Origin of the sequence: Desulfotomaculum sp. 1211_IL3151 (genome assembly GCF_036763075.1) — a bacterium.
Taxonomy (GTDB): Bacteria; Bacillota; Desulfotomaculia; order Desulfotomaculales; family Desulfotomaculaceae; genus Desulfotomaculum.
Genome location: NZ_JBAIYV010000024.1, coordinates 1 through 24,076 on the forward strand (window position 1 = coordinate 1; position 24,076 = coordinate 24,076).

Consider the following 24,076-nt stretch of genomic DNA (forward strand, 5'->3'; position numbering starts at 1 on the left):
CTAACCATGAAGGCGTCCCCTTTGCATTGTTTCCGTACCTTCTTTTCAAACCATAGGTCAATGACGTAGTGCAAATATATGTTCGACAAGATTGGGGAGGCTAGGCCACCTTGCGGAGTGCCTTCTGTTGTCTCGTATCGTTTTCCCTCTTCCATAATCCCTGCTTTGAGAAATCGTTTGACTAACCGGATAATGTTAGGGTCACTGATACGATGTTCTAGAAATTTGATTAGCCATTCGTGGTTTACGTGGTCAAAAAATCCTTTAATATCTACATCGACAATGTAGTTAATGTTTCTTTTGATGACAATTTCATTGAGAACTCTGAGGGCATCGTGACATCCTCTGTTAGGTCTGAAGCCAAAGGAGCTGTTTAAGAATTCTTGCTCGTAGATAGCAGACAGAATTTCAGCAAGTGCAGCCTGTACTAGTTTATCTTCGTATGCAGGGATACCCAGTGGCCTCTTTTTATCCGAACCCGGTTTGGGTATATAGGTTCGCCGTGTTGGCTGAGGCCGATATGCTTGCCTTTTCATTCGAGAAACTAAATCTTGCAGATTTTCGTCCAGATTACTTTCGTATTCCTCTTTTGTAACTTGGTCAACGCCGCTGGCTTTGTTACCTTTCATTTCAAAGTGGCACTGCATCAGCGTTTCTACGTTGATCAGGTGGGCTAAGGACGTGAACTTTTCATGGGGTCTTTCCTTGGCTACTTTTGCTATTCCAGCCAGTTTTGTTTCCACAATTCTTTCTACCTCCGTTTGTGTAGATTGTGTGTCCTTGGTAGGAACGATAGTATGTGACAGCCTTTCCTCCACGGGAATTACTCCGCTTCATGGGTACTATACCGTCATCCGACTACTCATCTGCCATTTGGCTTCCTTGCTTTATTATCGCTTGTGGACCATACTCCCCGGTTAGGGAAGGACAGGTGAGTTCTCCCAAGTTGACGTATCATAACAATATCTAGCATGCCAGGTTCTACGACCCCGGGGAAGCCTACCTGCTCTTGCCGTGACGATCAGGTAGATGTTGCCTTCCGCACAGTCCACCGCGTCGGCCTTCCCGGATTAAGGATATCGGGGCTCAATCACTTCAGCTTTCGCTTCCGGCCTACTAGTTAGCTGTCTACGCTTGAAGACGCACGTCACCGTGCGCCAACCAAGACTCGCTATAGAATGGTTTGGCTAAACCTTTTCCAGTGGGAATCCCACCCACTATATGACACGCCCTTTGCTTGGCGCACGGACTGTCCCCACATGTCCCTACATGCGTTACCAACTTAATGAATTAAAGTATTCTGTCGCCTATTGCATTAGCTGGGAAGTTGAATTATAAAAAACCGCCTAGTGTTGGCGGTTCTCATTCATAAAAGGCGATGTTTCAAGGCTAACGCCACTACACCTGCTTCAGCATTATCCTGCGCTTTAAAGGCTTCCCCAATAATACTTTACGCCTATTCCAGTTTTTCCCCCAAGAGGCGTTTAGGTAATCTATCAAATTTCCAGGTTGGTAAACCATTTACTTTCTCATGCAGCCCCTGGGAATCAAAACCCAACCTTGCTTCTAAAGTAATCTTGATTACATACCTTGCCTTTTGAATATAAAAAGAAAAAGGAATCACCTCAATTGAACGTTTCGGTCAATCTATCCGGTAATGGAGAAAGAGGTATCCCTTAATGATGATGTATATTAGTAGCAAGGTCTATCAGGACGACGGAAACAATCTCTTCATGTCTCATTCGTACAGTTTGATTAACTGATACGGGCTGTTATTATTCAGTACCCAAAGCTCTAAAGTCATAAGGCACCACAATTTTCAAGTCCTTATGTGGAACAAATTTGAAGTCGGCAGGATTCCTGGTGTAGAGCGGGAGCTTATAGTGAATATCAAGAATAACTTGTTTCATTCTCTTACCTGTCAAAGAAAGATGTATCTTTATTTTCCCACATTCCCAGTAGGCCCATGGCTGCCTTCATGCGTCGCTTCATCCTAGCGGCCTTAATGGGTGATTTCACCCAAAGTTGGATACTTGGTCCCGCAGCTACTTTTACTTTATCCGAAGCATCAGCGATTTCTGATGCATTATTATCCCGTATTCTAAATTTCTTAGCTATTAACACCAACCTCCTTATTTAGTTACCTTCCGCTAGATTTAAAGATGATATCGTAGTTGTAATGGCAAATAACTAAATCTTCCTTTGTCAAGGTTTTTTCTTCTAGATCTATTATATCATACTGTGTTTCTTCGGTTATCTTTCTTTTCTGAAAGACATTTCACTCTAAATTGATTAAATATTGCGCATACACCAACCTACGCATACCCATCCACCTGAACCCCTCTGGCATCTTCCAGTTGTGCGGCCAGTTTGTCCAATTCCTCATATTCAATCTCCCGCTCCTGACCTGTCCGCTTATCCTTCAATACCACCTTAAGCCTCGGCGGTGGTTCTTTAATTACTATTTGAACAGGGTAGTTCAATGCATGGGCTAAGTGGTTGAGACGTTCTACGGCTCGGTTTAGTTCTTTTCTTAGTTGGTTTTGATCCCGTCCCTGGGCTTGCAGGAGGGTTTCTGCTATTCCAGCCTTGGGCCTTACGGATGGATCAAGGGAACGCATCATGTCGCTCATGATGATGGATTGGAGGCCACCGGCACCTATTCTCATTTGGATCACCTCTATTCGACAGGTTTGTCGGTGCCAGACACACAAGGAAACGCTTCTCCTGTGTGTCACTTGCTGCACCCGGAATAAAACAACGTTCAGGACGCTTTTTTGATGCAGTGCCTGAACGTTGTGGTTGGTTTATTTTAAGTAATTTAACAGTGAAGTCTTGAGCAGATCCGTGGCTGTCATTAGGGAAGCATTATGGACGAGCTGGTTCTGGGCTATTTCAACGGTTAATTTGGCTATGTCAACCCCTTGAAGCTCTACCAGAATGCCTTTCAATTTAATCTCTTGGTCGTCCAATTGATCCTGTACCGACTGAAGGTGGCGGGTACGAGCACCTACGCCCACCCGGTGCTTGAGTACATCATCATGGGCAATTTCCAGGTTCTTGATCGCGTCATCAAGTTGTTGCATGGGATTTGAGGTGCCGGACGACTTTTCAAAGACTCCCGTACGTTCCCCACCAAATAAAGCGTTATGTCCATTACCAGGCGGCGTACCGCTGGCTAATACTTTAAAATTAGTGACATTATTATTGGCTGTTAACCTGAGATGACCTTCACCATCATCGTCAACCGTGATCGCTAAATTATCAGGCTGCAAGGCATCATTCACGGCCTTCCGCAGGGCAACTTTAACCTCCTCCATTGTCTTAAACCCAGGGGAAAATGAACCCGCGAAAAGATCGTCTGTCAAATCAATTGTCTTTCTCACTTCCTTAGGAGGGTCATTCAAGACTACGTCAAAGATCAAATCATCCGCGGTTTTGAATTCTACTTTATTATCCGGATGATACTTACTGCCGGTAATGTAATTATACGCTACTCCTGCGGCACTCGGATTGGGCAACTTGCCAGGGATTCCCTTATGTACCCCGCCAGATACCCCGCCAAATAAAACGTTATATCCGGTATTCGTACCATCGGCTGACACCGTAAAATTAGTGACATTCCCATTGGCTATTAACAGGATATTCCCTTTGCCATCATCGTCAACACTGATGCTAGACCCAAATTTATCCGTTAAGGCCTGCTGCATGACAGATTTGATATCATCAAATGACATAGTCACCGGTAGAGTGCCAGTGGGAAGATAGCCCTTCAAATCAATTTTCACAGGAGATCCATCCAAGGCCACTTCAAACTTCAATTCATCATCCGTGTTAAAGGTTTTGCCTCCACTCATATCCGCACTGCCGGTAAGGTAACTACACGGCACTCCTGCAGCGCTATCCTGGACTTCACCATTTCTTAAAGCAGCTACTAAGTCTCCAAGCACCTTAAAGGGACCACCTAGGACCCTGGTCATTGGGTGCCCGGGGTTCAGTGGATCACTGATTTGGTTGGAAGGATTTGAGGGACTGGCCAATTTGCCAAAGACCCCGTCAACAACAGTCCGTTCACCGCCAAATAAAGTGGTATGCCCGGTACTACCGGCGCTGGCTAACACTTTAAAGTCGGCGGCATCATTATTGGCTTTTAAGATGATATGACCTTTCGCATCATCATCAACGGCAATTGTTCCAGCCCCAAAAGCAGTATCTAATGCCTGCTGCATGGCCTTTTTAATATCTTCAAACTTATTTAAACCCGGATGTAGGGGTGGCGTACAGGAACCTAAATCAATCTCCTGAACGTTATTCTCATCCAAGGCTACCCTAAACTTCAAATCCTTATCTGTGAGCAGTACGCCCTGACTCAGATCCACCGTGCTGGTAATGTAATTATCCGCTACCCCTGCAGCGACCACCTCGTAGCTATAGCCAAAGATAATTTCCCGGCTGACCAAATTGGTATCGCCTCGGTAGTAGACCTCACCACTGGCAGGATCACGGTAAAAGGGTGGCTGAGCATTTTTGCGACCAGAGAATAAATATTTCCCCCCCAGTGAACTATTGGCTAAGTCCACTAAGGCATCGATTTGCTTATCTATCTGTAAGGCAATCGCTTCCCTATCTTGCTGTGACTTCGTTCCGTTGGCAGCATCCAGGGCCAGTATTTTGGCATCCTGCAAGGCCTTGCCCAATGTATTCAGAGCAGAGTCACTTTGGTTGAGGTAGGCCAAACCATCCTCAATGTTGCGGCTATATTGTTCGTTTCTGGTCAGGGTGCCATTTACAGACATCAGATAGCTAATTTGAGCGGGGTCGTCCGAGGGTCTGTTGATGGTCTTGCCAGTGGCAGCTTGCTCTTGATATTTAGCGGCCCTCTGTAAATTGTTTTGAATATAATTGCGTAGGTTGTTACCCAAAAGGCTGGTGGAAATTCGCAGCATTTCATCTCACCTCTCTAGCGGATACGATTGATCAAGTAATCCAGCATTTCATCCTGCATGGAGAGCATCCGGGCGCAGGCTTGGTAGCCGTACTGGTACTGAATTACTTTGGTTAATTCTTCGTCAAGGTTAACACCGGAGACAGACTGCCTCAGGGCCTCGATCTGTTGGCCAATGGCCTGCTGGTTTTCCAGCATATGGTCATGGTGCTTCGAACTGGCACCTACCTGGGCTACGAGTCCCTGAAAATAGTTTTCAAAGGTATCCCCCAGAACCGTTATGCTCTTTGGCTCACCAAAGAGAAATGCCAGCCCCTCTTTATCCGAACCAACACCATCTACTTTCAGGATACCATCCCCTTTATTGAGAGTGAAAGCAAGATGCCCTAAGCCGTCATCGCCAACACTCACTTCACCCTTGCCAAATTTATGATCCAAGGCTTTTTGGATGGCTGCTTTTATTTCACCAAAGGTCCTCTCTCCCAGGGCCAATCCCCCATCAAGATACAGGTCAATTTCCTGCTTATTGCCGTTGGGCAACTCTACAGTAAACCTGGTTTGGGACAACTCATCAAATTTTCTGCCATTTCTTAGATCTGCACTTCCTGTCAGGGTTCGAATAGGGGTATTGCCCAGTTGAGCCACGGACAGTGCATTTTCACCGATGATTACTTGAGGATTATTTTTTACCTCTTCACCAAGAGAAATATCGGCAGCTCCATTTCCTGTAAAAAAGCTGAATGGTTTGGTGAGTTCTGCCGGTCCGGGCAACCCGGACCTCTCATTCACTCTCTCAATAATAGACTTGGCTAACAAGTCCAACTGATTAATCACAGCAAGGTTCTCTAACCTTGCTGATTCCTGCGCCAAAATACTTCCTTTGCCGGCTCCTTCCGGGGCTTTGTTGAAGTATTCCGCCATGACGGTAAGGTTGGTAACGGCTTTGCCATTCACGGCCAGGTAGTTCTCATTACCATCCTTTCCGGCGTTGGTAATTAAGGATAGCTTGGAAGTGATCGCTTTGCCATTGGCATCACTTTTGACCAGCAAGCAAGGGGACTCAATAAATCGGACTTCGATCCCGCCATTGTCCTGCAGGTTCACCGTAATCTGTCCGAATGTTGCCAGTTCGTCAAGGAGCAGATCCCGTTGATCCATGAGATCGTTTGGTTGGCCTCCGTTACCCTTGACGTTAATGATTGTATTCGACAAATCTGCTATGCGGGAAGTAATAAGGTTAACCTGATCCACTTGATACTGCAGTGAACCGGGAACGGATTTGTCAATATTAGACAGTTGCGCGTACATCTGTCTGAAGATGGTGGCCAACTCATCACCGGTCTCCTTGACGGCTTTCTTAACGCCGGGGTCCTGGGGCGAATTATTTAAGTTTTGCCAATCGTTAAAGAACTCCAGCAGGGTTTTCTGCAGTCCTCTGCCGTCCGGCTCTAGAAAAACGGCTTCTGTCTGTTTAGCCAGCTCTAGTTTTTTTGCCCAGTAGCCTCCAAAGCTATTTGAATCACGCATCTGTACATCCAGATAGTAATCACGGATACGTCTAACTTCTTTGACATCCGAACCGGTACCCAATTGGCCCGGTGTCATACTGGTTAGATAATCCGGGCGTGTAAAGGGGTCGGAGGGAGAAATTACTGCTTCCTGTCTGGAGTAGCCCGGAGTATTGGTGTTGCTAATATTGTGGCCGGTGACATCCATGGCTTTGCGGTAGACCTGGGTGCCACGTTTTGCAATTTCTAAGCCGAACCATGTGCTGGTCATTGTAAAACCACCTTTTTAACTCATTCGACGGTGCCAGACACCTGGCTAGTCTTTTTAGATCGTTTTATTTAAAATCGACGTTGCGGGAGTATTATCGGTAGTTTGACCGGTCGGGTTGTAGGTCGATTTTATTGGTTTTATTGTTTTTAACAGTACTTCGTTAAAATTCATAGCTTGTTTCGTAAGTATTGCATTTATTTCTACCAAATTCTGAATGGTTGCTGTTATTTCCCTTAGGCTTTCGGCAGCTCTATTTAAATCCTGCACCAGGTGTTGCGGTGCATGGGCTATGGTCCTCGTTAAAGTCGTTCCCTTGGGAAGTTTTAACCCTTCTTCCAGGGCAGTTTGGACTGTCTCCCTTTGAGCATCCAGGATCTTGATCTGACGGGAAACCAACGCCAGTTCCTTGAGAATCTCCTTAATGGCATCCAGATCATTGGCCCGGAGGGCTTGGTTGTGTTGCTCCGTTGCTTGGAGCATTTTATTGAGTTCATTATTTAGTTCTCTAAGAAGGTCTTTTAGGTTAAAAAATAAAGACTCCATCTGCACCATCCTTTAAATCTCTTTGTCCAGGAGCCTCTCTCGTAATATTCCATCTGCAATTTTATGGGCATCGGGCTTATAGGTCCCGGCCTGAATTTCATTTTTAAATTTATCAACCAAATCTTGCCGTACTTCTGGCAGCTCTTTGAGGGCATTTTCAATTTCTTTTTTGAATTTGGCCTCTTGGGAAAGCTGCACGGAATCACCTGCAGACGGATTTGCTTTATTGGTCTTGCTTTTATCCACTTTATTTTGCTGATAGGCCTTGAATATTTCACCAGTCGGTTTGAAACCGTTGATTTTCATAGCAATCACCCTGTTTCTTCCTCTAACTTATCTATTCTATATATTCGGCAGTTCAAGGCCTTAACTTTATATTAAATTTTAAAATTGTGCTTGAATTTCTTGGGCAATTTGTGGTAATGGAATCATTTTGCGGGCTGCCCCTAAATCCGCGGCGGCTTTGGGCATACCGTAGACCACGCAGGTGCTTTGATGTTCGGCAAGGGTGGGACCACCCTTTTCTTTGATGGCCAGCATACCCTGGGCACCGTCCCGGCCCATGCCTGTGAGCAATACACCCAGGGCGCGACAGCCATAAACCTCGGCGGCAGATTTCATGACCCAGTCCACCGAGGGGCGAAAACCACCTGGTTTGAGGCCGGCACCAAAATTACTAAGGCTAATGGAAGCACCATTGCCCCTAGCGATAAAGTTTAAATCGTAGCCCGCCGGTGCCACCAGTACCTGACCGGCTTTTATTACATCGCCTTCTTCGGCATGGCGTACGGTAATTTGACTTTTCCTGTCCAAATGCTCCGCCATGGACTTGGAGAAACCCACGGGAATATGCTGCACGATGACTACCCCGGCAGGCAGCTGGGCGGGCAAGTAAGGGATGATCTGCTGCAGGGCTGCCGGTCCGCCGGTGGAGCAGCCAATGACCACCAGGTCGATCTGACCGCAGCGTAATTTACTGGGCGCCGGGGCAGCGGATCGCTGGGTAGGGGATGCAGTGGGCTTAGGCTTTGCCAGAGGAGTGGTTAAATTGGGCCGCACCCGGCGCAGGGATACTCTGGCGGCTACCTTTATTTTGGCTTTTAACTCCTCCACCATCTTAGGCAATTCCGTTGAGGTAGTAGGCTTAGCAACAAAGTCCACCGCTCCGGCGGACAAGGCATCCATGGTGGCCCTGGCCCCTTCGTGGGTGTGGGCACTGAGCATGACCGTCGGTGTGGGACGCTCCAGCATCATGCGCCGCAGGGTGGCTATGCCGTCCAGCTTGGGCATTTCGACATCCAGGGTTACCACATCGGGCCGTAGGGATTTGATTTGCTGCAGGGCCTCCAGGCCATCGGCAGCACTGCCAATGACTTGGATTTCCTTGTCTTCCCCCAGCAAGCGGCTGATCAGCCGCCTCATTAAAGAGGAATCATCTACTACCAGGACTTTAACCGGCAGCATAGGCTACCTCCTCAGTTCCCAATGTTTTTACCAGACCCCGAACATCAACAATGAGGGCTACTTTGCCATCTCCCAGGATGCAGGCACCGGAAAGTCCTTGGATCTGACCCAGGTAGTCTCCCATGGACTTAATAACGATTTCCTGTTCTCCCAGAAGTTTATCCACCACCATAGCCACTCGCCGATCACCGGAACCTAGAATAACCACATACATCTTGTTGGATTCTTCGTAGTCGGCGGCATTAAAGAGCCTTCCCATCCGGGCCAGAGGCAGAATTTTATCCCGCACCACAATGACTTCGTTGTTGCCGATGCAACGAATTTCTTCTTCGTTGATACGCATGGTTTCTGACACATTGGTTAAAGGAAAAGCATAAACCTGCTGCCCCAGGGTTACCATCAGGGCACGAATAATCGCTAAAGTCAAGGGTAAGCGAATGGTGGTGGTGGTACCGGCACCTAGCTTGGTATCCAACTCCACGATGCCGTTAATTTGCTCAATGGCCGTGTTGACCACATCCATACCCACGCCACGGCCGGACAGGTCGCTAACTTCGTTATTTTTAGTGGAAAGGCCCGCTCTAAAGATTAACTGCAAGGCCTCCCGGTCACTCATGCGCTCGGCGGTTTCCTCATCCACAAAGCCCATCTCCACTGCCTTGTTACGAATTTTGTTTACATCCATGCCCCGGCCATCGTCCTTGACCGTGATCACGATATGACTTTCTGCATAGGAAGCCTTTAGCAATAGGGTACCCATGGCTGGTTTCCCCGCAGCCTGCCTCTCTGCCGGGGATTCAATACCATGGTCAATGGAGTTGCGAATCAAGTGAATCAGAGGATCGCCAATGACCTCGATAACATTACGATCCAGTTCGGTTTCTTTGCCTTCCATGACAAAGTTGATTTCTTTGCCTAGCTTTTGGGCAGTATCCCTGACCATGCGGGGGAAGCGGTTGAATAACTGTTCCACCGGCAGCATGCGGGCCTTCATGATTTGTTCCTGTAAATCTCCGGTAACCTGGCCTAGATGATTGGAAATTTCGTTAATGACCTCCACCATTTCGTCAGAGCCAAAGCGTGACTCGAAAATCTCGGCAAAACGATTGAGGCGGGTACGATCAATAACCAGCTCACCCACCAGGTTCATTAAATTATCTAATTTGGTTACATCTACCCGAACTGTTTTTATGGCTTTAATGTGTTCCGGTTTTACCGCATTACTTTCCGGACTAGCCGGGTGGTTTGAAGTCAGTTTTTCCTTAATTTCTGCTTGTTCCACCTGGACTTCGACTTCGTTACTATTTAATACTACTGACTGAATCTCCACTTGGCTTACTTCAGAAATGGTCATAACCAAATTTTTAATATGGTCTGCTTCTTCCTTGGCCACCAACAATACCTGGAAGCCAAGGTCATACTTACCCTCTTGAATATCTTCCGCAGAGGGTTCGCTTTTAATGATTTCCCCTTCTTGCTGTAGGGTCTCAAAGACAAGAAAGGCCCGGACGTTTTTCATTTGACAATCCCGGTCAATGTCTACGGCAACCCGATAGCATTGAAAACCCCGAAGCTCTGCTTCACGAATTACATTCTCTTCCACATCCGTGATGGCCAGCCATTGTCTGTCTATGGCCGCAGGATCAGCGGTGACAGGCTGTACAGGTGCAGCTTCGGAGGTAGTATTGGGTACCGCAGCTTTGGCTGTGGTGCTGCTTACTTCAACAAAGACCTTTATTTTCTCAACCACGGCTGTGATATCTGCCCCAGAACCATCCCCTGTGACCTCATCTCGCAAGACCTTGAGGGTATCCAGGGCTTCAAAGAGTACATTGACCATTTCAGAGGTAACATGAATTTCTCCATGGCGAATTTTATCAAAAAGATTTTCCATCTCGTGGGTTAGGCTGGTCATATTCTGATAGCCCATAATTCCTGATGAGCCCTTGATGGTGTGGGCAGCCCGAAAAATCTCTTGGATGATGTCTTGGTTGCTTTCATCTCGCTCCAGTGCCAGCAAACCATCATTGATAACTTGTATTTTTTCTTCCAGTTCATCGATAAATACACCGATCTCCAGATCTGAAAACACACCTACCCCCCCTATACCTAGCTTGCAGTAATATTTGCCTGCAGCAGCTGATCTTTTTCTTCCTCCATGAGGATTTTATTTTGATCTAACAGAATAACCAATCTCTCTTCTAAAATGGCAATACCCCTAATATATGCTGCTTCAATGCCATTCACCACTGGCGGCGGGGGTTCGATGCCGTTAATCGGTATGCGGAGTACCTCTTGTACTAAATCAACGATAACCCCGATGGTTTGGCCGGAAACTTCAACAATAATAATTCGACTGTTTTGGGTTTGCTCATTTTGACCCAACCCAAAGCGTTTGGCCAAATCAATCACTGGTATAATATGACCTCGTAGGTTGATCACTCCTTCAACAAAGTGAGGAGCCCGGGGGATTTTGGTGATGCTTTCCATGCGAATAATTTCAAAGACGGCATTAATATCCACACCGTACACCTGGCCCATCAATTGAAAAACAACGGTCTGCTCTTCCTGGCTGATTTGGTTAAAATTAGTCATCTGGGATCACTCCTTATTTTGGCTGCTAGGAAGGATATTTTCCTCCTTGTTAGCCTCTGGTTCCACTTCCTGATACTTGGACCGAATCACAATAATATCTACTCGGCGGTTCTCTTGGCGGTGAACGTCTGAATCATTGGGTTTCCTTGGCCTGTATTCACCATAGCCACTGGCTGAAAGTCGTCCCGGCGGGATTTTACTATCATTAATCAAGCGATGCACTACACTGGCGGAGCGGGCTAGGGAAAGTTCCCAGTTGGATGGAAATTTACTGGTTCTAATGGGCAAATTATCCGTATGGCCCTCTACCCGAATGTAGTTTGTAGTTTGGTTGAGAATACCTCCCACCTTATCTACAATTTCTCTGGAGTTGTTGGTTATCTCCGCACTGCCTAAGGGAAACAACACAACGTCCTGAAAGCTAATGACCACTCCTCTTTCTTCAATGTCCACAGAAACTTTGCCAGCCAGGCCGTTTTCTTTAACATATTGGTCAATCTGCTGGCGAATTTTTTCCAATTGTTGTTGTTCTATTTCTTCAATGGCAGTGGACAATTCTTTATTTTCACTTACACCTGGCACCATGGACGGACCAGCGCTTTCCATAATACTGGAGCTGCCCCCCATGGTCTTGGCCAGGGAAGAGGCAATGGCATGGTACTTGTTGGCATCAATCTTACTGAGGGTGTACATAACTACAAAAAAGATTAACAGCAGGGTAATTAAATCTGCGTAAGTAATTAGCCATCTTTCACTCGTTTCCTTCTCCGATTCTTGTCGTCTTCTTTTCATTACTTATCACCTTCATCATCCTGGGCTCGCTTGCTTTCTCCTGGTTTGATAAAGGCATTGAGCCTTTCGCGGATAATGGTGGGGTTGTAGCCGGCCTGAAGGGCTAGGATGCCCTCAATCACCATTTCCCGTAAAACCAGTTCCTTTTTGCTCAGGTTCTTTAGCTTGCCGCCAATGGGCAGCCAAAAGACGTTGGCCGCTCCAACCCCATAAAGGGTGGCAATGAAGGCCATGGCAATGGCCGGACCCAAACTGTCGGGATCCGACAGGTTTCCTAAGACGTGGACCAAACCCATAACTGTACCAATAATACCCATGGTAGGGGAATAGCCACCGGCCGCTTCAAAGATATGAACACCTACTTGATCTCTATCGTAGGATGAATAAATCTCTGTTTCTAAAATGCTGCGTACCATTTCCGGGTCTGTGCCGTCCACCACCAATTGCATCGCTTTACGAAGGAACGGGTCGTCAATGGTATCCAACTGGCTATCGAGGTACAGAAGTCCTTCTCGGCGAGCCTTTTCTGATAGCTCTATAATTAGGTTAATGGTTTCGGAAAAGTCCGGTACTTTTTTAGTCATGGCTGTTTTAATTAATGTGGGCACTGAAAATACTTCTTTGGTTGAAAAGGCAACCACCGTTGCACCAATGGTTCCACCCACCACAATAATAAAAGCGGCGGGGGCTAACAAAGCACCAACATGCCCCCCTTCTAAAAGGAAGCCTGAAATCAGGCAGACGGTGGCAAATATTATCCCCGCAGGGGCCATTATTTCCAACAAATTCACATCCCTATGTAATTATCTAAATTTACGACTAAACCATGGTAAAATCCTGCATTAAATAGTTAGTTAAGAAATTTGTAGTATATTTTTAGTGAAAAAGCAAATCGCTAATCGGCTCCCAGGCCGTTAACGGCACCATCAAAGAATAAAATCTGCGTGCTTCATACACAACCATTGCTCATGGCCCATGACCGTTGTTTTCAGGGTATAAAACTTGAATTCCTCCTTTGTTAGTATAATATAATAATATAAAACTCCGGACACAATTGACAAGGAAAGAGATGGTATAATGAGAATTTATCTGGTACCCACCGTAAGGAATCTAGAAAAGGATCTCCTCCTTAATAAATCGGTTGTTATGTTTGATATCTTAAGAGCTAGCAGCACAATTTCGACAGCCTTAGCCAATGGCTGCCGAAAAGTCATTCCTGTGGCAGAGGTGGCAGAGGCCTTTGAAGCAGCCCGCCAATTACCTGAGAATACTTTTGTTCTAGGTGGCGAAAGGGGTGCCGTAAAGCTACCTGGTTTTCACCTGGGCAATTCACCCCTGGAGTATCAGACGGAAGTTGTCAAGCAGAAAACGGTTATCTTAACCACCACCAACGGCACCCAAACAATTTGCAGGTCTGCCGAGGGCAGTGGTACCGTGCTTATTGGCAGTTTGCTCAATGCTTCGGCTGTGGCTCACAGTCTGTTAGCCCGGCAACAGGATGTGGTATTGGTCTGTGCCGGCACCAGGGGGAAATTTTCTTTAGAGGATACCTTGGCAGCCGGCCTGGTGATACGGGAAATTGCCAAGGTGGTAGGGACAGAAAAGTCCTTTAATAACAGCAAAGCGGCCTCTCACGAGGAAGTATATTTAGATGAGGTTCCCCTGCTGAACAAGGACTCACTGGTGCTGGAAGACGCTGCCGTGGCCGCCCTACGGCTGGCAGAGTACTATGGTAATCAGACACTGCATGCTCTATATGATTCCTTACACGGGCAAAAACTGGCTCAAATGGGTCTGGCGGCGGACCTTGCTTACTGCGCCCAGATTGATTTATTTGATGTGGTACCGGAGTATAACGAAGGGGAGATTCGATTATCGAAAGCCTTTTGCCCTTAGCTCTATCTACTCTGAAAAAATTACCAGCCATTCGACGGTGCCAGACACTTAGGTTATTGGAAGGCGAATCGCTAAAGACGAATGGCTACACGGCATTGAATATTCTTCAATAATTCGCTATTATATAAACAAGGCTCAGTATTTTGGGGCAGGCTTCGGTACAACCGTAAGCCTGTTTTTATTGGCAAACTCGGGCTGACACCATACCCTAAAGGGCACTTAAAGACTCTCGGGCCCTTTAAGGTATGGCGCCAGCCAAGTTTTCCTAAGCTATGAATGAGGTGATTACCTTGAAAACTTGGTATGTTGAAGATGCTGGCGGGGGCTGCCAGGCCTTTGGTGAAGTGGTTGTATTGGTATGTGAGGAAACGGGGGAAATTTTTTCCGCCAGGGTTCCTGTTACCTGGACCAATAAGATGGGCTGGGAGGAACTGGTCTGCAATCTCATGCGGGAATTGATGGAACAGGCTGGGGCCACGAAAGAGGATGAATACTTGGTCTGCTCCGGCAATATTTTCCACACCTATCACAAGTGGTTAACCGAGCAGGAATATAACTGGCAAACTCACAAAATGGATGGACTGGCCCACCATGCTGCGGAAAATGAATTTCACCGGATGGTGGTTGAAACTGGTTTTCCGATGGATATTAAGCTGGAAGACCGGGACTACCGTACTTATTATAGTGCCATCGAAAAATGGGTTTCCAGTAGCCCTGAGAGGAAAAAAAAGTACTGGAAGGATCGGGAAGTTCGTAAAAAACCCGCCGTACCCAGGTATGTATTAAAGAGCACCATGAACCGGGCACGTACCTGTCAGCACTGCAATAAGACCATCCCTCCCTTTAGCCCAACGGTTGAATTAAAGCATCGGATAGATGGACGCAAAATACGCTACTTCTACCATCCGGACTGTAGTCCCGTGGAACCGCTGAAATCTCAACTGAATCAATTGGAGGTATCTTGGCGAGGTGGCAAACTAACCGGCGTGATGGTTCCCTGTCCAGAAGCTGTTCACTGCAGCATCTGTGGAAAACCGGTGGAACCAGGTCAACGCACCTTTTATGCCTATGAGAATGAACAGTTAGTCTGCTGTCACCCTGCCTGTTTTGACACACCTTGTTCGAATGGCGAGGGCTGTTAAAAAGGCCGTGGACCATAAGCTATTCGTCATTAGCAGTTAGCCATTGGCAAAAAGCTAACGACGAATAGCTAAAAGCACGAAACGACACTGCCTCCGGTGTCGTTTCGTGCTTTTAATGGTAGGTTATATTTTGGGCTTTGGTTCCCTCTAAGATTAACTTTAATCTTGCTAATTCCTCGATGTCCTGGTTGACCTCCACCAACTCTTTTACATGGTTGTAAAGCTTTACCAGCCCACCGGAAACGTTCCGAACCAGTAAAGCGAAGGGCTTGTATTCTTCGCTAAAAATTATAGAGGCCCCTTCTGCCAGTTCGTTAACATCCCCTAAAATAACCAGGTTGCCCTTTTCGGCAATGAGGTTGATAAACTCCCACATCTCCGTTGTAAAGGCAAGGATCAGGCCTTCACCCTGATCCCAGTTAATTTCCAGGACCACTAGGTATTCCGCGGTGTTGGTCACCATCAGGTCCCAGGAGAACCAATAATCAATTTCTTCTCCGCCGTGAAACCTCTCAAACAATTCTGCCATATCCTCCTTTAATGAAGGGACGATGACAACCACCGCTATTTCAGATTCCCCGATAAACTCGGGGAATATCACTTGTTTCAGCAAACCGATCTCCCCTTTTAGGCATAGCTACTTTTATCAACATACAAGACAAACACACAAGACATATATACCACAATCCTATTGTATTGTATAGGAAATATAACAAAAAAATTGGCCATCAGACGTTAGCTCAAGATTCAACGGTGCCAGGCACCTGGGTTACCGTTCTACAAGGGGGTCAGACCCCTTAGCAGCATAAGGCTGATGGCTATCGATTCTTTCTTTGCAGCTTTTTTACCACCGGCACATCGGCTGCGGTAAAGGGGTAGTTGTCCATTTCCTCCGGGGTGACCCAGTGAAAATCCTGACAGTCCTTGGTGGTTGGCTTTTGTCCAAGGTAGCGGCAAAGGTAACATAATAGCAAAATATGTCTTTCCCCATAGCAGTGGGAAATCACTTCAAAAATATCCCCAACCTCTATTTCCATATCGAGTTCTTCTATAATCTCCCTGCGAAGGCCTTCCTTAGGATCTTCAGCATAGTTTAGTTTACCGCCGGGAAATTCCCATTGCAGCCCATGATCGGCATTGCTTTTTCGTTGGGTAATTAAGATTTTATCTTCTCGCTGAATAATGGCGGCTGTGACAACAAGGGTATGCATGACTTCTCCTCTGATTCATTTTACTTTCTATCTTATTTTATCACTTTTGATTTATCTTACCCCAATCCATTATTATTGGTACCAGTGTTTTGCTATGGCAGAGGCTAAAATTGCTAAAGCACCTGGATCATTGAAATAGGCTAAGTGCCCCTTTACCGGGTTGTATTTCTCCAGTTCCCATTGAACATTGCTGTCAGCCCCACAGGTGCAATAACCTACCAAATGGGGACAGGCCACATCCATTCGGCCAGCTAGGTTGGTCCAATGGGCTTCCGTGGGGCGTTGGGACAAAACAGCCCTACTGGCCAGCCACTTGTGGAACCAAAAGATCGGGCTTCCCAGGGTTATAAAGTGCTTTACCTGGTAAACTAGCTCGGGTCTTTGTTGTAAAGCACAGAAGGAAACCATGGACCCTAAACTATAAGCAACCAAAGTAACCGGCGCACTCACCTTTTGCAATGTATGATAAAAGCGACTATTTACCCTCTGATAGGTCTGGTCATCCAACATATAGGAAAAAATATCACCAAAATTATCTGCCACTAGATTGACTATCGTCTCCAGTGGCCCTCGCCCCAGGAACGGATCGATGTAATCTACTCGAAGCAACTTCTCATGTAGATTCTGTTGTAACTGCTCCATTACGCCCCTTTTAAAAATGGCAGAAAACTTCTGCCAACCCTCTCTAGGCTGCGGCACTAAATCGTAATAATATATACCATTAAAACTTAACTGGTCTGGGTCAAGGCCTTTTTTGAATAAGTATGGTTGCAGGTTTTTTTCCCAGGACCGCCAATACTCCCGGTTGTGGTTATGGCCCATGCCGTGGATAAAAAGAATAGTACCCATGCTTCACACCTACTTTCTGTGCTAATCATAGGTTATGTTTTTTCTTTCTATAAGTGACCTTTTGTTGGATCTCTATGATCCATGGGCTTCCCCGGGATTTACATGTTTCGTTTTTAGCAGGCTAATTCTTCTGATAAACCAATCTTGTTTAGCACAAAAAGTAAACAGCTTGAGAAACACTTCCGACGACCAACCAATGGTCAAACAAAAGGCCAGGGTCCCTGCCCCCACCGGGCCACCCAGAAAATAACCGATCGTAACAGCAGCTATTTCTATAATGGTACGAACCACACCAATTCGCCAGCCTGTTAATTTGTAAAGACCCATCATTAAACTATCCCTGGGTCCTGTGCCCATGTTTGCGGTCATATAGACTCCCGTCCCCAAGCCACAGCCCAAAATCCCTATAAGCAAATAAAGGGAGCGAACCAAATAAGCATCCTGGGGCGGCACCCAGCCTGCAGCCATAATCAGGTCAGTAAAAATACCGACAAATATCATATTTAAGATGGTAGCTTGACTTGGTTTAACACCCAGGGGTATGGAACCCACAACGCAAACCAAACCAGTACCAATCATGATCTGCCCAAAGGTAAAGGGCAGGTAATTCGTTAGTCCAAGATGAAGTACATCCCAGGGACTTACGCCCAGTCTTGCCTCTACCAAAAAGTTAATGGCAAAGCCAAAAATAAAAAGGCCTAGCATTAACCAGGACAATCGTAGTAAGTGGAATATAACTCTTTTCATTTTATGATTCCTCACTTAACAGTTAGCTGTTCGTTTTTGGCGACCTTGAAAAATGGCCATCAGCCTTCCGCCTTAAGATTTTTTTGCTGTCCTCAGGATGACACAGGTTTTTTATCTTCTGCTGGTGCCTCTGGCGGAATGGAAGTCTTTTAGCTTATTGCCTTTAATATCGAATGGTTTAATTAAATTCTAGTACCTAGGTGACAAAAAGTAAATAGAAAACGGCCTGTCCCAAGGCCGTTTTCTATTTATCCTCTAAAACACCGATTAAATCCTCCCATTGATGCAGCAAGTGATCCGGTTCAAACCGCAGGAGTTTAGATGCCTCTGCCATCCCCCAACTGACACCGATGGCAGTTACCCCGGCAGCTTTGGCGGACATAAGGTCAAAGGGACTGTCTCCGATGTAGGCAGCACCTGCCTGGGGGACTTGCATTTGCTGCAGAGCCGTTAGGATGGGGTCTGGTTGTGGTTTATGTCGGGTCACATCATCCGCACCTATCAATACTTCTATATATCGGTCAAAACCTAAAAAACGGGTACTGCGCAGAGCCACATGATTGGATTTGGAGGTGACAACGCCCATTCTCACACCCCTTTGACGCAGGTTTTCCAGCATGGACAAAGTACCAGGGTAGGCTTTGGTCTTGGCATCATGTTCAATGGCATAATGCTGCTGGTATAAACGAAAGAAATCTCTGTGCCTTTCCTCCCCGGCAAACTTCTTGCCAATTTCAACCAGCGGTAAACCAATACATTTCATAACTTCGCCGTTGTACCAGGGTATCTCCATTTCCTGAAAAACCTTTTCATAGGTGCTTTGAATCAAAGGCAGTGAGTCAATTAATGTACCGTCTAAATCGAATAGTATTGTTTTGATTTTCATTTGTGACGCCTCCCTTTCGTATCATGTGTATTGTACTACGAATAAGAGACAAAAAGAAAGCTGTCAGCCTTCCGTCATCAGCAGCTTTAAAGGCCCTGGAAGATAGGCACAATATTTTTTCTAAAGTTATCATTACACCGATAAGCTCATGTATGATCTTCCCTTTTCTGGATATAATAACTCCGGATAGGGGGTGAGCTAAATGCCAAGTATCAAATGCAATGTAACCGAGTGTGCCTATAACTCCAATGTTATGTGTGATGCTCCAATGATTCAAGTAAACCATAGCGGTAGCGAGCAGCCCAGCACCTCTGAAGAAACACAATGTGATACCTTCAAACCTAGATAGTAAATTGGTAAATTTTTATACCGCACAAAGCCAGTCAATTTTTTGACTGGCTTTAATTTTTTGGAACCATTTAACATTTGATGCAATACTATATAGCAAGCTTAATATAGGAGGTTTGATATACAATGGCTGACAATTTAGAGGTCCAAGAGATGCAGATGCTGAGTCATCATATGCCTACGCCGATGGCTCCAACTTTTATGCAGCGTCTTTGCCAGTTGCTTAATCAGCGTGTTAATGTTTTCCTGAATTGCGAAGGAGCCTCTGCTCCTTTAACCGGCACTTTGCATGCCGTGGGTCAGGATTACATTGAGCTAACTAGCGGTACCAACGCTCAAACCCAAGTAACCCTGGTTCCCTTATGGAATATTTGCTCTGTCAATGCTGCCGGCGCAATGAATGATGTATGCCCACCACCCACAACCCCCTGGCCTACACAACCACCTATCTGTCCACCTACCTGTCCACCCGGACCAAAGCCTGGTTGCCCGATGCCGCCCGGTCCGGGACATTGCCCCTCTGGCATGGTCGGTGGTATGCCCGGCATGATGCCTGGAATGCCCGGAATGCCTGGAATGCCTGGAATGCCTGGTTTTATGGATGTTAAGAAGGAAGAAGAAGAAGAAAAATAAGTACCCATATGAAAACCAGCCGTCTAGGAACGGCTGGTTTTTGAGTTTATTCTACTTTTTCAAATTCTTCCCTGCCCACACCACAAACGGGGCAGGCCTCTGGAGGTTCACTACCTTCATGGGTATATTCACAAACCTTGCATCGCCAGGTAGTAACATTCTTTACTCTATCGCCCTTAGACGGTTGATTTTTTAATTGATGATATTGGGCATAGGTCATGGGTTCCCCGTTATCTCTTGCACGGCCACAAAGAACTTCTCCCACAAACAAAGTATGGGTGCCTAAATCGATACTCCCCACCACTTTACATTCCAAACTGGCCAGGCAATCATTTATCCGAGGTAACCCTTCACTGCCCAGCTCATAGTCCACTTCCGCAAACTTGTCCACTTCCCTCCCTGAGCGAAAGCCAAAGTTTTTGACTAAGGGCATCCCATCCTGTCTTAAAATGTTTACAGAAAAGACGCCGCTTTCTGAAATGTATTCATGTGTAAGGTTATTTTTGTTAATACCCACAGCTATTTGCACCGGGTCAGAGGTAATCTGAAACACCGTGTTGGCGCATTGGCCGTTTAGTTTATCTCCCTTGCGGGATGAAACAATGTAAAGTCCGTAAGAAATAGCCCTCAGTGCTTTATTAACATCAGCCAGACAGTCATTAGCCGACTCTTTTTCCTCTGTTTTTTCAAAAAGAGATGCATCTACCCCGCAAATGGGACATGACTCAGGTGGTTCTTTTCCTTCACTGATATAGCCGCATACTGTACAACGCCATTTGCTCATTTGTTCACCCTCCATTCTTATTTATTCCCATCCTACCATGAACTATGAACAAATCTATGGCAGCAGTATTAAAAAAACCTTACAAAAAGGAACCCCCTAAAAAACATTACTATGAAAACCTTTTCTTTTTCCAGCGGCGTACAGAATGAAAGGCAGAGCAATGGCCAAAACCAGAATTTTCCAGAGAGCATCCTACCATTGCTTTTAATATCTGCCAACATCATGGTATAATTTACTTTATCCTATGGTAAATAGTGGAACTAACAAAAGATCCAGGCTCATGGCCGCTATCTTTTAGGATAGTATTGTTAACAACATAAAGTCTATTAGAAATGAGGACACCAAATGAATCAAGCTGCTAATTTAAAGGAAATTACCATGTACACGGACGGTGCCTGTTCGGGCAACCCAGGTCCCGGTGGCTATGGTGTGGTCATGCTTTACAAAGGGCATCGCAAGGAATTGTCCGCCGGTTATCGGAATACCACCAACAACCGCATGGAAATGTTGGCTGTTATCATTGGCTTGGAAACACTAAAGGAAAAATGTAACGTCACCCTTTATACCGACTCACAGTATGTTGTCAATGCCATTGAAAAGGGTTGGGCTAAAAAGTGGCGGGCCAACGGTTGGATGCGCAATAAAAAAGAACCCGCCCTCAATGCGGATTTATGGGAAAGAATGCTGGGGCTCTGCAATTTCCATCAAGTTAAATTCATCTGGGTCAAGGGACATGCGGGGAATCCCGAAAATGAGCGCTGCGATCAATTGGCTGTGGAAGCTTCTAAACAGCCAAACCTCCCTGAGGACGTAAGATAAGACCATAAAAAATACGGTTGAAAATATAAGTAACCGGCATAAAATAATACAAACTCTTAGTGAGCATGGAATGGAGGATTCGTAATGAATAGCAATATTAAAAACCGGGATGAAATAGAAGAACAGTTTAAATGGGACTTACGTGTCATGTACAAAAGTACAGAGGAAGTTAAACAAGATCTGCTTAAAATCAAAACGCAGCTCGAACAGTTTAAACAGTATCAAGGCAAGCTTACTAACAAGGAAACCATTTGGGAGGCATTGGTATTACTGGATCAGCTGGATCAAGTAATGGAAAAAAGCTATTCCTACTCCCATATGAAATTGGACGAGGATAATGCCAACACCCAGTCCCTGGCCCTTTTTGATCAGGTAAAAAGCCTCTATGTACTCTATCGTGAAACCACCAGCTTCTTTGTGCCAGAACTGATGAAACTTGATTTGCAACAGCTCAATCGTTTTGCCGAAGATGACCGTTTTACCGATTACCGTCATTTCATTAAAGAAATTGGCAGAAACAAAGAACATATTCTATCCGATACCGAGGAAAAACTGCTTTCCTCCTTTGGCGAAATCGCCGGAGCACCGAAAAGTATTTTTCAGACCTTAAACAATGCCGATCTTAAATTTGGTCAGGTGAAAAATGAAAATAATGAGTCGGTTGAGCTAACCCATGGCCGTTATTTAAGTTTAATCCAAAGCAATAATCGAGATGTGCGTAAATCGGCTTACAACGAATTGTATCGGGTTTACAGATCCTTTAAAAATACCATTGCCCAAACCTTTATTAATTCTGTCAAGAAGGATTGCCTCTATGCCCGTCTGCGTAAATACAATAGTGCCCTGGAAGCCAGCACCTTCGCAGATAATGTTGATGTTTCGGTTTGCAACAACCTGATTGACTCTATTCGCAATAATGTCTCGCTGCTCCATCAATATATTGAATTCCGTAAAGAGGTAATGCAGCTCCCGGAACTAGCCATGTACGATCTATATGTGCCCCTGGTAACAGAACATAATAAAAAATACTCTTACGAAGAAGCAGTCGACATGATCCTCAAGGGTATGCATAAGTTAGGGCAGCAATATGTCTCCGACCTAAGTCAAGGTCTAGCGGAGGGATGGGTGGATGTTTATGAAAACAAAGGGAAAACTTCAGGGGCCTACTCCACCGGAGCCTATGGTTACCATCCTTATATTCTTTTAAATTATAACGGCACCATCAATGATGTGTTCACCTTGGCCCATGAGGCTGGTCACGCCATGCATACCTTCTATTCCCATAAAAACCAGCCCTATCGCAACGCCAGCTACACCATTTTCGTAGCTGAAGTGGCTTCGACCCTGAATGAAAACCTGTTAATGAAATATCTTCTGGGTGAAACCAAGGATAAAAAGGAAAAGCTATTCCTTCTCAATTATAATTTAGAGCAGGTACGCACCACGGTATTCCGCCAAACCATGTTTGCCGAATTTGAAAAGATTACCCACGACAAGGTGGAGCAAGGGGAAAGTCTAACCCCGGAAAGTCTGTGCGAAATCTACTATGATTTAAACAAATTCTACTATCAAGGTGTGCAAATGGATGACGAAATAGCCATGGAATGGGCACGTATCCCTCATTTTTACAATGCCTTTTATGTCTATAAGTACGCCACTGGTTTCAGCGCGGCTGTAGCCCTGGCCAACGGCATCCTACAGGGCGGCCAGGTCGAATTGCAAAAATACCTTGATTTCCTGGCCAGCGGCGGCAAGGATTATCCCATTGCGTTACTTAAAAGGGCCGGTGTAGATATGGCCACCCCTGAACCAGTGGAAGCTTGCTTGCAATCCTTTGCCGAAAATATCAAACTGGCTTCTGCGTTAATCTAGTGCAGCTATTCCAGGATAATAGGATCCCAAAATAAGAGTCGGCCGCAATGGCTGCAGTTAATTACGTCCCTTTCATATTTTAGCTCCTTGATTTTCTCGATGGAAATACCCAAATGGCAACCGGAGCAAGCACTCCTGGTTACTCGTCCCACTGGATCAGGATATTTTGTTTTTAACTGCTGGTATTGTTGATATAAATCTTTATCCAAACTGACAATTAATTCTTCCATTTTGCGGGCCGTCGCAGCGGCCTGCTCTTTTATTTCTTCTTTTTCCTTGACATACTGCCCATGCAATTCCCTATATTTTGCTGTTAACACATCTAAGGCGGCCTTTTCCTTTTGCCATTCCTGTTTTATATCTTCCTTCAGCTGCATTTTTTCCAGTTCCAAATCCTCCAATTGCTGAATATCCTGCTGCAGCCTTCGCACCATTTGTTGACTGCCTTCTATTTCCTTGAGATGCAGGGAACCATCATAGATTTTGGCACTGATTTGCTCACTTTTTGCTTGAAGTACTTGGTTCCTTTGAGACAATTCAAGATTTTGTTCCTTGGCCTTCTGGTGGTTGACCTTTAATTTTTTAAGGGTGTCTTGGCCTAATTCAATTTCTTTTTTTAACTGCCTCAGCTGCTGCACCCTTTGATCACCCGATTGTTTAGCAGCAATACCTTTCTGGTATTTTTCCAGCAGTTGTAACTCCCATAGTTTACTAAGTTGTGTCATAAAAGATCCCCCTTTAACGATTATAAGAAAAATAAAAGGATAAGGG

General features: G+C 45.6%; 25 protein-coding genes. 6 read left to right on the forward strand and 19 right to left on the reverse strand.

Annotated features, from left to right (window positions below):
• From V6C11_RS04605 to V6C11_RS04660, 12 genes are all read right to left on the reverse strand, one after another.
• A partial coding sequence (locus V6C11_RS04605; protein WP_333529916.1) for a reverse transcriptase domain-containing protein occupies positions 1 to 818 on the reverse strand: 818 nt, incomplete at its 3' end.
• Positions 819 to 1,914: 1,096 nt separating this feature from the next.
• On the reverse strand, positions 1,915 to 2,124 hold the full coding sequence (locus V6C11_RS04610) for a hypothetical protein (protein WP_333529917.1): 210 nt from the start codon (positions 2,122 to 2,124) through the stop codon (positions 1,915 to 1,917).
• A 191-nt stretch (positions 2,125 to 2,315) separates the two neighbouring features.
• On the reverse strand, positions 2,316 to 2,669 hold the full coding sequence (locus V6C11_RS04615; RefSeq protein WP_333529918.1) for a flagellar protein FlaG: 354 nt from the start codon (positions 2,667 to 2,669) through the stop codon (positions 2,316 to 2,318).
• Positions 2,670 to 2,807: 138 nt separating this feature from the next.
• A complete protein-coding gene (flgL, locus tag V6C11_RS04620; protein WP_333529919.1) occupies positions 2,808 to 4,946 on the reverse strand; it encodes a flagellar hook-associated protein FlgL in 2,139 nt (712 codons plus the stop codon).
• Between the two features lie 14 nt (positions 4,947 to 4,960).
• Positions 4,961 to 6,724 (reverse strand): flagellar hook-associated protein FlgK, encoded by a 1,764-nt coding sequence (gene flgK, locus V6C11_RS04625; RefSeq protein ID WP_333529920.1) that lies wholly within the window; start codon positions 6,722 to 6,724, stop codon positions 4,961 to 4,963.
• A gap of 54 nt (positions 6,725 to 6,778) precedes the next feature.
• A complete protein-coding gene (locus V6C11_RS04630; RefSeq protein WP_333529921.1) occupies positions 6,779 to 7,267 on the reverse strand; it encodes a flagellar protein FlgN in 489 nt (162 codons plus the stop codon).
• Between the two features lie 12 nt (positions 7,268 to 7,279).
• Positions 7,280 to 7,573 (reverse strand): flagellar biosynthesis anti-sigma factor FlgM, encoded by a 294-nt coding sequence (gene flgM, locus V6C11_RS04635; protein WP_333529922.1) that lies wholly within the window; start codon positions 7,571 to 7,573, stop codon positions 7,280 to 7,282.
• Positions 7,574 to 7,651: 78 nt separating this feature from the next.
• Entirely contained in the window at positions 7,652 to 8,731 is a 1,080-nt protein-coding gene (locus tag V6C11_RS04640) for a protein-glutamate methylesterase/protein-glutamine glutaminase (protein ID WP_333529923.1), read from the reverse strand.
• The gene (locus tag V6C11_RS04645; protein WP_333529924.1) at positions 8,718 to 10,823 is read right to left on the reverse strand and encodes a chemotaxis protein CheA; all 2,106 of its coding nucleotides are present in this window, start codon (positions 10,821 to 10,823) and stop codon (positions 8,718 to 8,720) included. The genes V6C11_RS04640 and V6C11_RS04645 overlap by 14 nt, the downstream gene beginning before the upstream one ends.
• Before the next feature lie 17 nt (positions 10,824 to 10,840).
• The gene (locus V6C11_RS04650; RefSeq protein WP_333529925.1) at positions 10,841 to 11,326 is read right to left on the reverse strand and encodes a chemotaxis protein CheW; all 486 of its coding nucleotides are present in this window, start codon (positions 11,324 to 11,326) and stop codon (positions 10,841 to 10,843) included.
• Positions 11,327 to 11,332: 6 nt separating this feature from the next.
• Positions 11,333 to 12,118: a flagellar motor protein MotB gene (locus V6C11_RS04655; RefSeq protein WP_333529926.1), complete on the reverse strand. Its 786-nt coding sequence runs from the start codon at positions 12,116 to 12,118 to the stop codon at positions 11,333 to 11,335.
• Positions 12,118 to 12,900, reverse strand: coding sequence for a flagellar motor protein (locus tag V6C11_RS04660; protein ID WP_333529927.1), 783 nt, complete (start codon positions 12,898 to 12,900; stop codon positions 12,118 to 12,120). The genes V6C11_RS04655 and V6C11_RS04660 overlap by 1 nt, the downstream gene beginning before the upstream one ends.
• A gap of 295 nt (positions 12,901 to 13,195) precedes the next feature.
• On the opposite strand from V6C11_RS04660, the gene V6C11_RS04665 reads away from it, so the two are divergent.
• Both V6C11_RS04665 and V6C11_RS04670 read left to right on the forward strand, forming a co-directional pair.
• The gene (locus tag V6C11_RS04665) at positions 13,196 to 14,014 is read left to right on the forward strand and encodes a 2-phosphosulfolactate phosphatase (RefSeq protein WP_333529928.1); all 819 of its coding nucleotides are present in this window, start codon (positions 13,196 to 13,198) and stop codon (positions 14,012 to 14,014) included.
• A gap of 281 nt (positions 14,015 to 14,295) precedes the next feature.
• The gene (locus V6C11_RS04670; RefSeq protein WP_333529968.1) at positions 14,296 to 15,156 is read left to right on the forward strand and encodes a hypothetical protein; all 861 of its coding nucleotides are present in this window, start codon (positions 14,296 to 14,298) and stop codon (positions 15,154 to 15,156) included.
• Positions 15,157 to 15,268: 112 nt separating this feature from the next.
• On the opposite strand, the gene V6C11_RS04675 is transcribed toward V6C11_RS04670, so the two are convergent.
• The 5 genes from V6C11_RS04675 to V6C11_RS04695 all read right to left on the reverse strand — a co-directional run bounded on the left by V6C11_RS04675 (position 15,269) and on the right by V6C11_RS04695 (position 18,849).
• Positions 15,269 to 15,769, reverse strand: a complete 501-nt coding sequence (locus V6C11_RS04675; RefSeq protein WP_333529929.1) for a hypothetical protein — start codon at positions 15,767 to 15,769, stop codon at positions 15,269 to 15,271.
• 205 nt (positions 15,770 to 15,974) lie between these two features.
• On the reverse strand, positions 15,975 to 16,367 hold the full coding sequence (locus tag V6C11_RS04680) for a (deoxy)nucleoside triphosphate pyrophosphohydrolase (RefSeq protein WP_333529930.1): 393 nt from the start codon (positions 16,365 to 16,367) through the stop codon (positions 15,975 to 15,977).
• A gap of 72 nt (positions 16,368 to 16,439) precedes the next feature.
• A complete protein-coding gene (locus V6C11_RS04685) occupies positions 16,440 to 17,216 on the reverse strand; it encodes a hypothetical protein (protein ID WP_333529931.1) in 777 nt (258 codons plus the stop codon).
• A gap of 72 nt (positions 17,217 to 17,288) precedes the next feature.
• The gene (locus V6C11_RS04690) at positions 17,289 to 17,963 is read right to left on the reverse strand and encodes a YczE/YyaS/YitT family protein (RefSeq protein WP_333529932.1); all 675 of its coding nucleotides are present in this window, start codon (positions 17,961 to 17,963) and stop codon (positions 17,289 to 17,291) included.
• 244 nt (positions 17,964 to 18,207) lie between these two features.
• Positions 18,208 to 18,849, reverse strand: a complete 642-nt coding sequence (locus V6C11_RS04695; RefSeq protein WP_333529933.1) for an HAD-IA family hydrolase — start codon at positions 18,847 to 18,849, stop codon at positions 18,208 to 18,210.
• Positions 18,850 to 19,051: 202 nt separating this feature from the next.
• Here V6C11_RS04695 and V6C11_RS04700 point away from each other — a divergent pair, with 202 nt between their 5' ends.
• Positions 19,052 to 19,198 (forward strand): DUF1540 domain-containing protein, encoded by a 147-nt coding sequence (locus V6C11_RS04700; RefSeq protein WP_333529934.1) that lies wholly within the window; start codon positions 19,052 to 19,054, stop codon positions 19,196 to 19,198.
• Positions 19,199 to 19,323: 125 nt separating this feature from the next.
• Positions 19,324 to 19,830, forward strand: a complete 507-nt coding sequence (locus V6C11_RS04705; RefSeq protein WP_333529935.1) for a hypothetical protein — start codon at positions 19,324 to 19,326, stop codon at positions 19,828 to 19,830.
• A gap of 46 nt (positions 19,831 to 19,876) precedes the next feature.
• On the opposite strand, the gene V6C11_RS04710 is transcribed toward V6C11_RS04705, so the two are convergent.
• Positions 19,877 to 20,614, reverse strand: coding sequence for a flavin reductase (locus tag V6C11_RS04710; RefSeq protein ID WP_333529936.1), 738 nt, complete (start codon positions 20,612 to 20,614; stop codon positions 19,877 to 19,879).
• 345 nt (positions 20,615 to 20,959) lie between these two features.
• Here V6C11_RS04710 and rnhA point away from each other — a divergent pair, with 345 nt between their 5' ends.
• The gene (rnhA, locus tag V6C11_RS04715) at positions 20,960 to 21,433 is read left to right on the forward strand and encodes a ribonuclease HI (RefSeq protein ID WP_333529937.1); all 474 of its coding nucleotides are present in this window, start codon (positions 20,960 to 20,962) and stop codon (positions 21,431 to 21,433) included.
• A gap of 84 nt (positions 21,434 to 21,517) precedes the next feature.
• Positions 21,518 to 23,305, forward strand: a complete 1,788-nt coding sequence (pepF, locus tag V6C11_RS04720; RefSeq protein WP_333529938.1) for an oligoendopeptidase F — start codon at positions 21,518 to 21,520, stop codon at positions 23,303 to 23,305.
• A 5-nt stretch (positions 23,306 to 23,310) separates the two neighbouring features.
• On the opposite strand, the gene V6C11_RS04725 is transcribed toward pepF, so the two are convergent.
• Entirely contained in the window at positions 23,311 to 24,030 is a 720-nt protein-coding gene (locus tag V6C11_RS04725) for a zinc ribbon domain-containing protein (RefSeq protein ID WP_333529939.1), read from the reverse strand.
• Positions 24,031 to 24,076: the final 46 nt, after the last annotated feature.

Bases quoted from the DNA above. Each gene is read 5' to 3' on its own strand.
- V6C11_RS04615 (WP_333529918.1), bottom strand. From the start codon at position 2,669: ATGAGAATAGGTGCCGGTGGCCTCCAATCCATCATCATGAGCGACATG.
- flgL (WP_333529919.1), bottom strand. From the start codon at position 4,946: ATGCTGCGAATTTCCACCAGCCTTTTGGGTAACAACCTACGCAATTAT.
- flgK (WP_333529920.1), bottom strand. From the start codon at position 6,724: ATGACCAGCACATGGTTCGGCTTAGAAATTGCAAAACGTGGCACCCAG.
- V6C11_RS04630 (WP_333529921.1), bottom strand. From the start codon at position 7,267: ATGGAGTCTTTATTTTTTAACCTAAAAGACCTTCTTAGAGAACTAAAT.
- flgM (WP_333529922.1), bottom strand. From the start codon at position 7,573: ATGAAAATCAACGGTTTCAAACCGACTGGTGAAATATTCAAGGCCTAT.
- V6C11_RS04640 (WP_333529923.1), bottom strand. From the start codon at position 8,731: ATGCTGCCGGTTAAAGTCCTGGTAGTAGATGATTCCTCTTTAATGAGG.
- V6C11_RS04650 (WP_333529925.1), bottom strand. From the start codon at position 11,326: ATGACTAATTTTAACCAAATCAGCCAGGAAGAGCAGACCGTTGTTTTT.
- V6C11_RS04655 (WP_333529926.1), bottom strand. From the start codon at position 12,118: ATGAAAAGAAGACGACAAGAATCGGAGAAGGAAACGAGTGAAAGATGG.
- V6C11_RS04665 (WP_333529928.1), top strand. From the start codon at position 13,196: ATGAGAATTTATCTGGTACCCACCGTAAGGAATCTAGAAAAGGATCTC.
- V6C11_RS04680 (WP_333529930.1), bottom strand. From the start codon at position 16,367: ATGCATACCCTTGTTGTCACAGCCGCCATTATTCAGCGAGAAGATAAA.
- V6C11_RS04685 (WP_333529931.1), bottom strand. From the start codon at position 17,216: ATGGGTACTATTCTTTTTATCCACGGCATGGGCCATAACCACAACCGG.
- V6C11_RS04690 (WP_333529932.1), bottom strand. From the start codon at position 17,963: ATGAAAAGAGTTATATTCCACTTACTACGATTGTCCTGGTTAATGCTA.
- V6C11_RS04695 (WP_333529933.1), bottom strand. From the start codon at position 18,849: ATGAAAATCAAAACAATACTATTCGATTTAGACGGTACATTAATTGAC.
- V6C11_RS04700 (WP_333529934.1), top strand. From the start codon at position 19,052: ATGCCAAGTATCAAATGCAATGTAACCGAGTGTGCCTATAACTCCAAT.
- V6C11_RS04705 (WP_333529935.1), top strand. From the start codon at position 19,324: ATGGCTGACAATTTAGAGGTCCAAGAGATGCAGATGCTGAGTCATCAT.
- V6C11_RS04710 (WP_333529936.1), bottom strand. From the start codon at position 20,614: ATGAGCAAATGGCGTTGTACAGTATGCGGCTATATCAGTGAAGGAAAA.
- rnhA (WP_333529937.1), top strand. From the start codon at position 20,960: ATGAATCAAGCTGCTAATTTAAAGGAAATTACCATGTACACGGACGGT.
- pepF (WP_333529938.1), top strand. From the start codon at position 21,518: ATGAATAGCAATATTAAAAACCGGGATGAAATAGAAGAACAGTTTAAA.
- V6C11_RS04725 (WP_333529939.1), bottom strand. From the start codon at position 24,030: ATGACACAACTTAGTAAACTATGGGAGTTACAACTGCTGGAAAAATAC.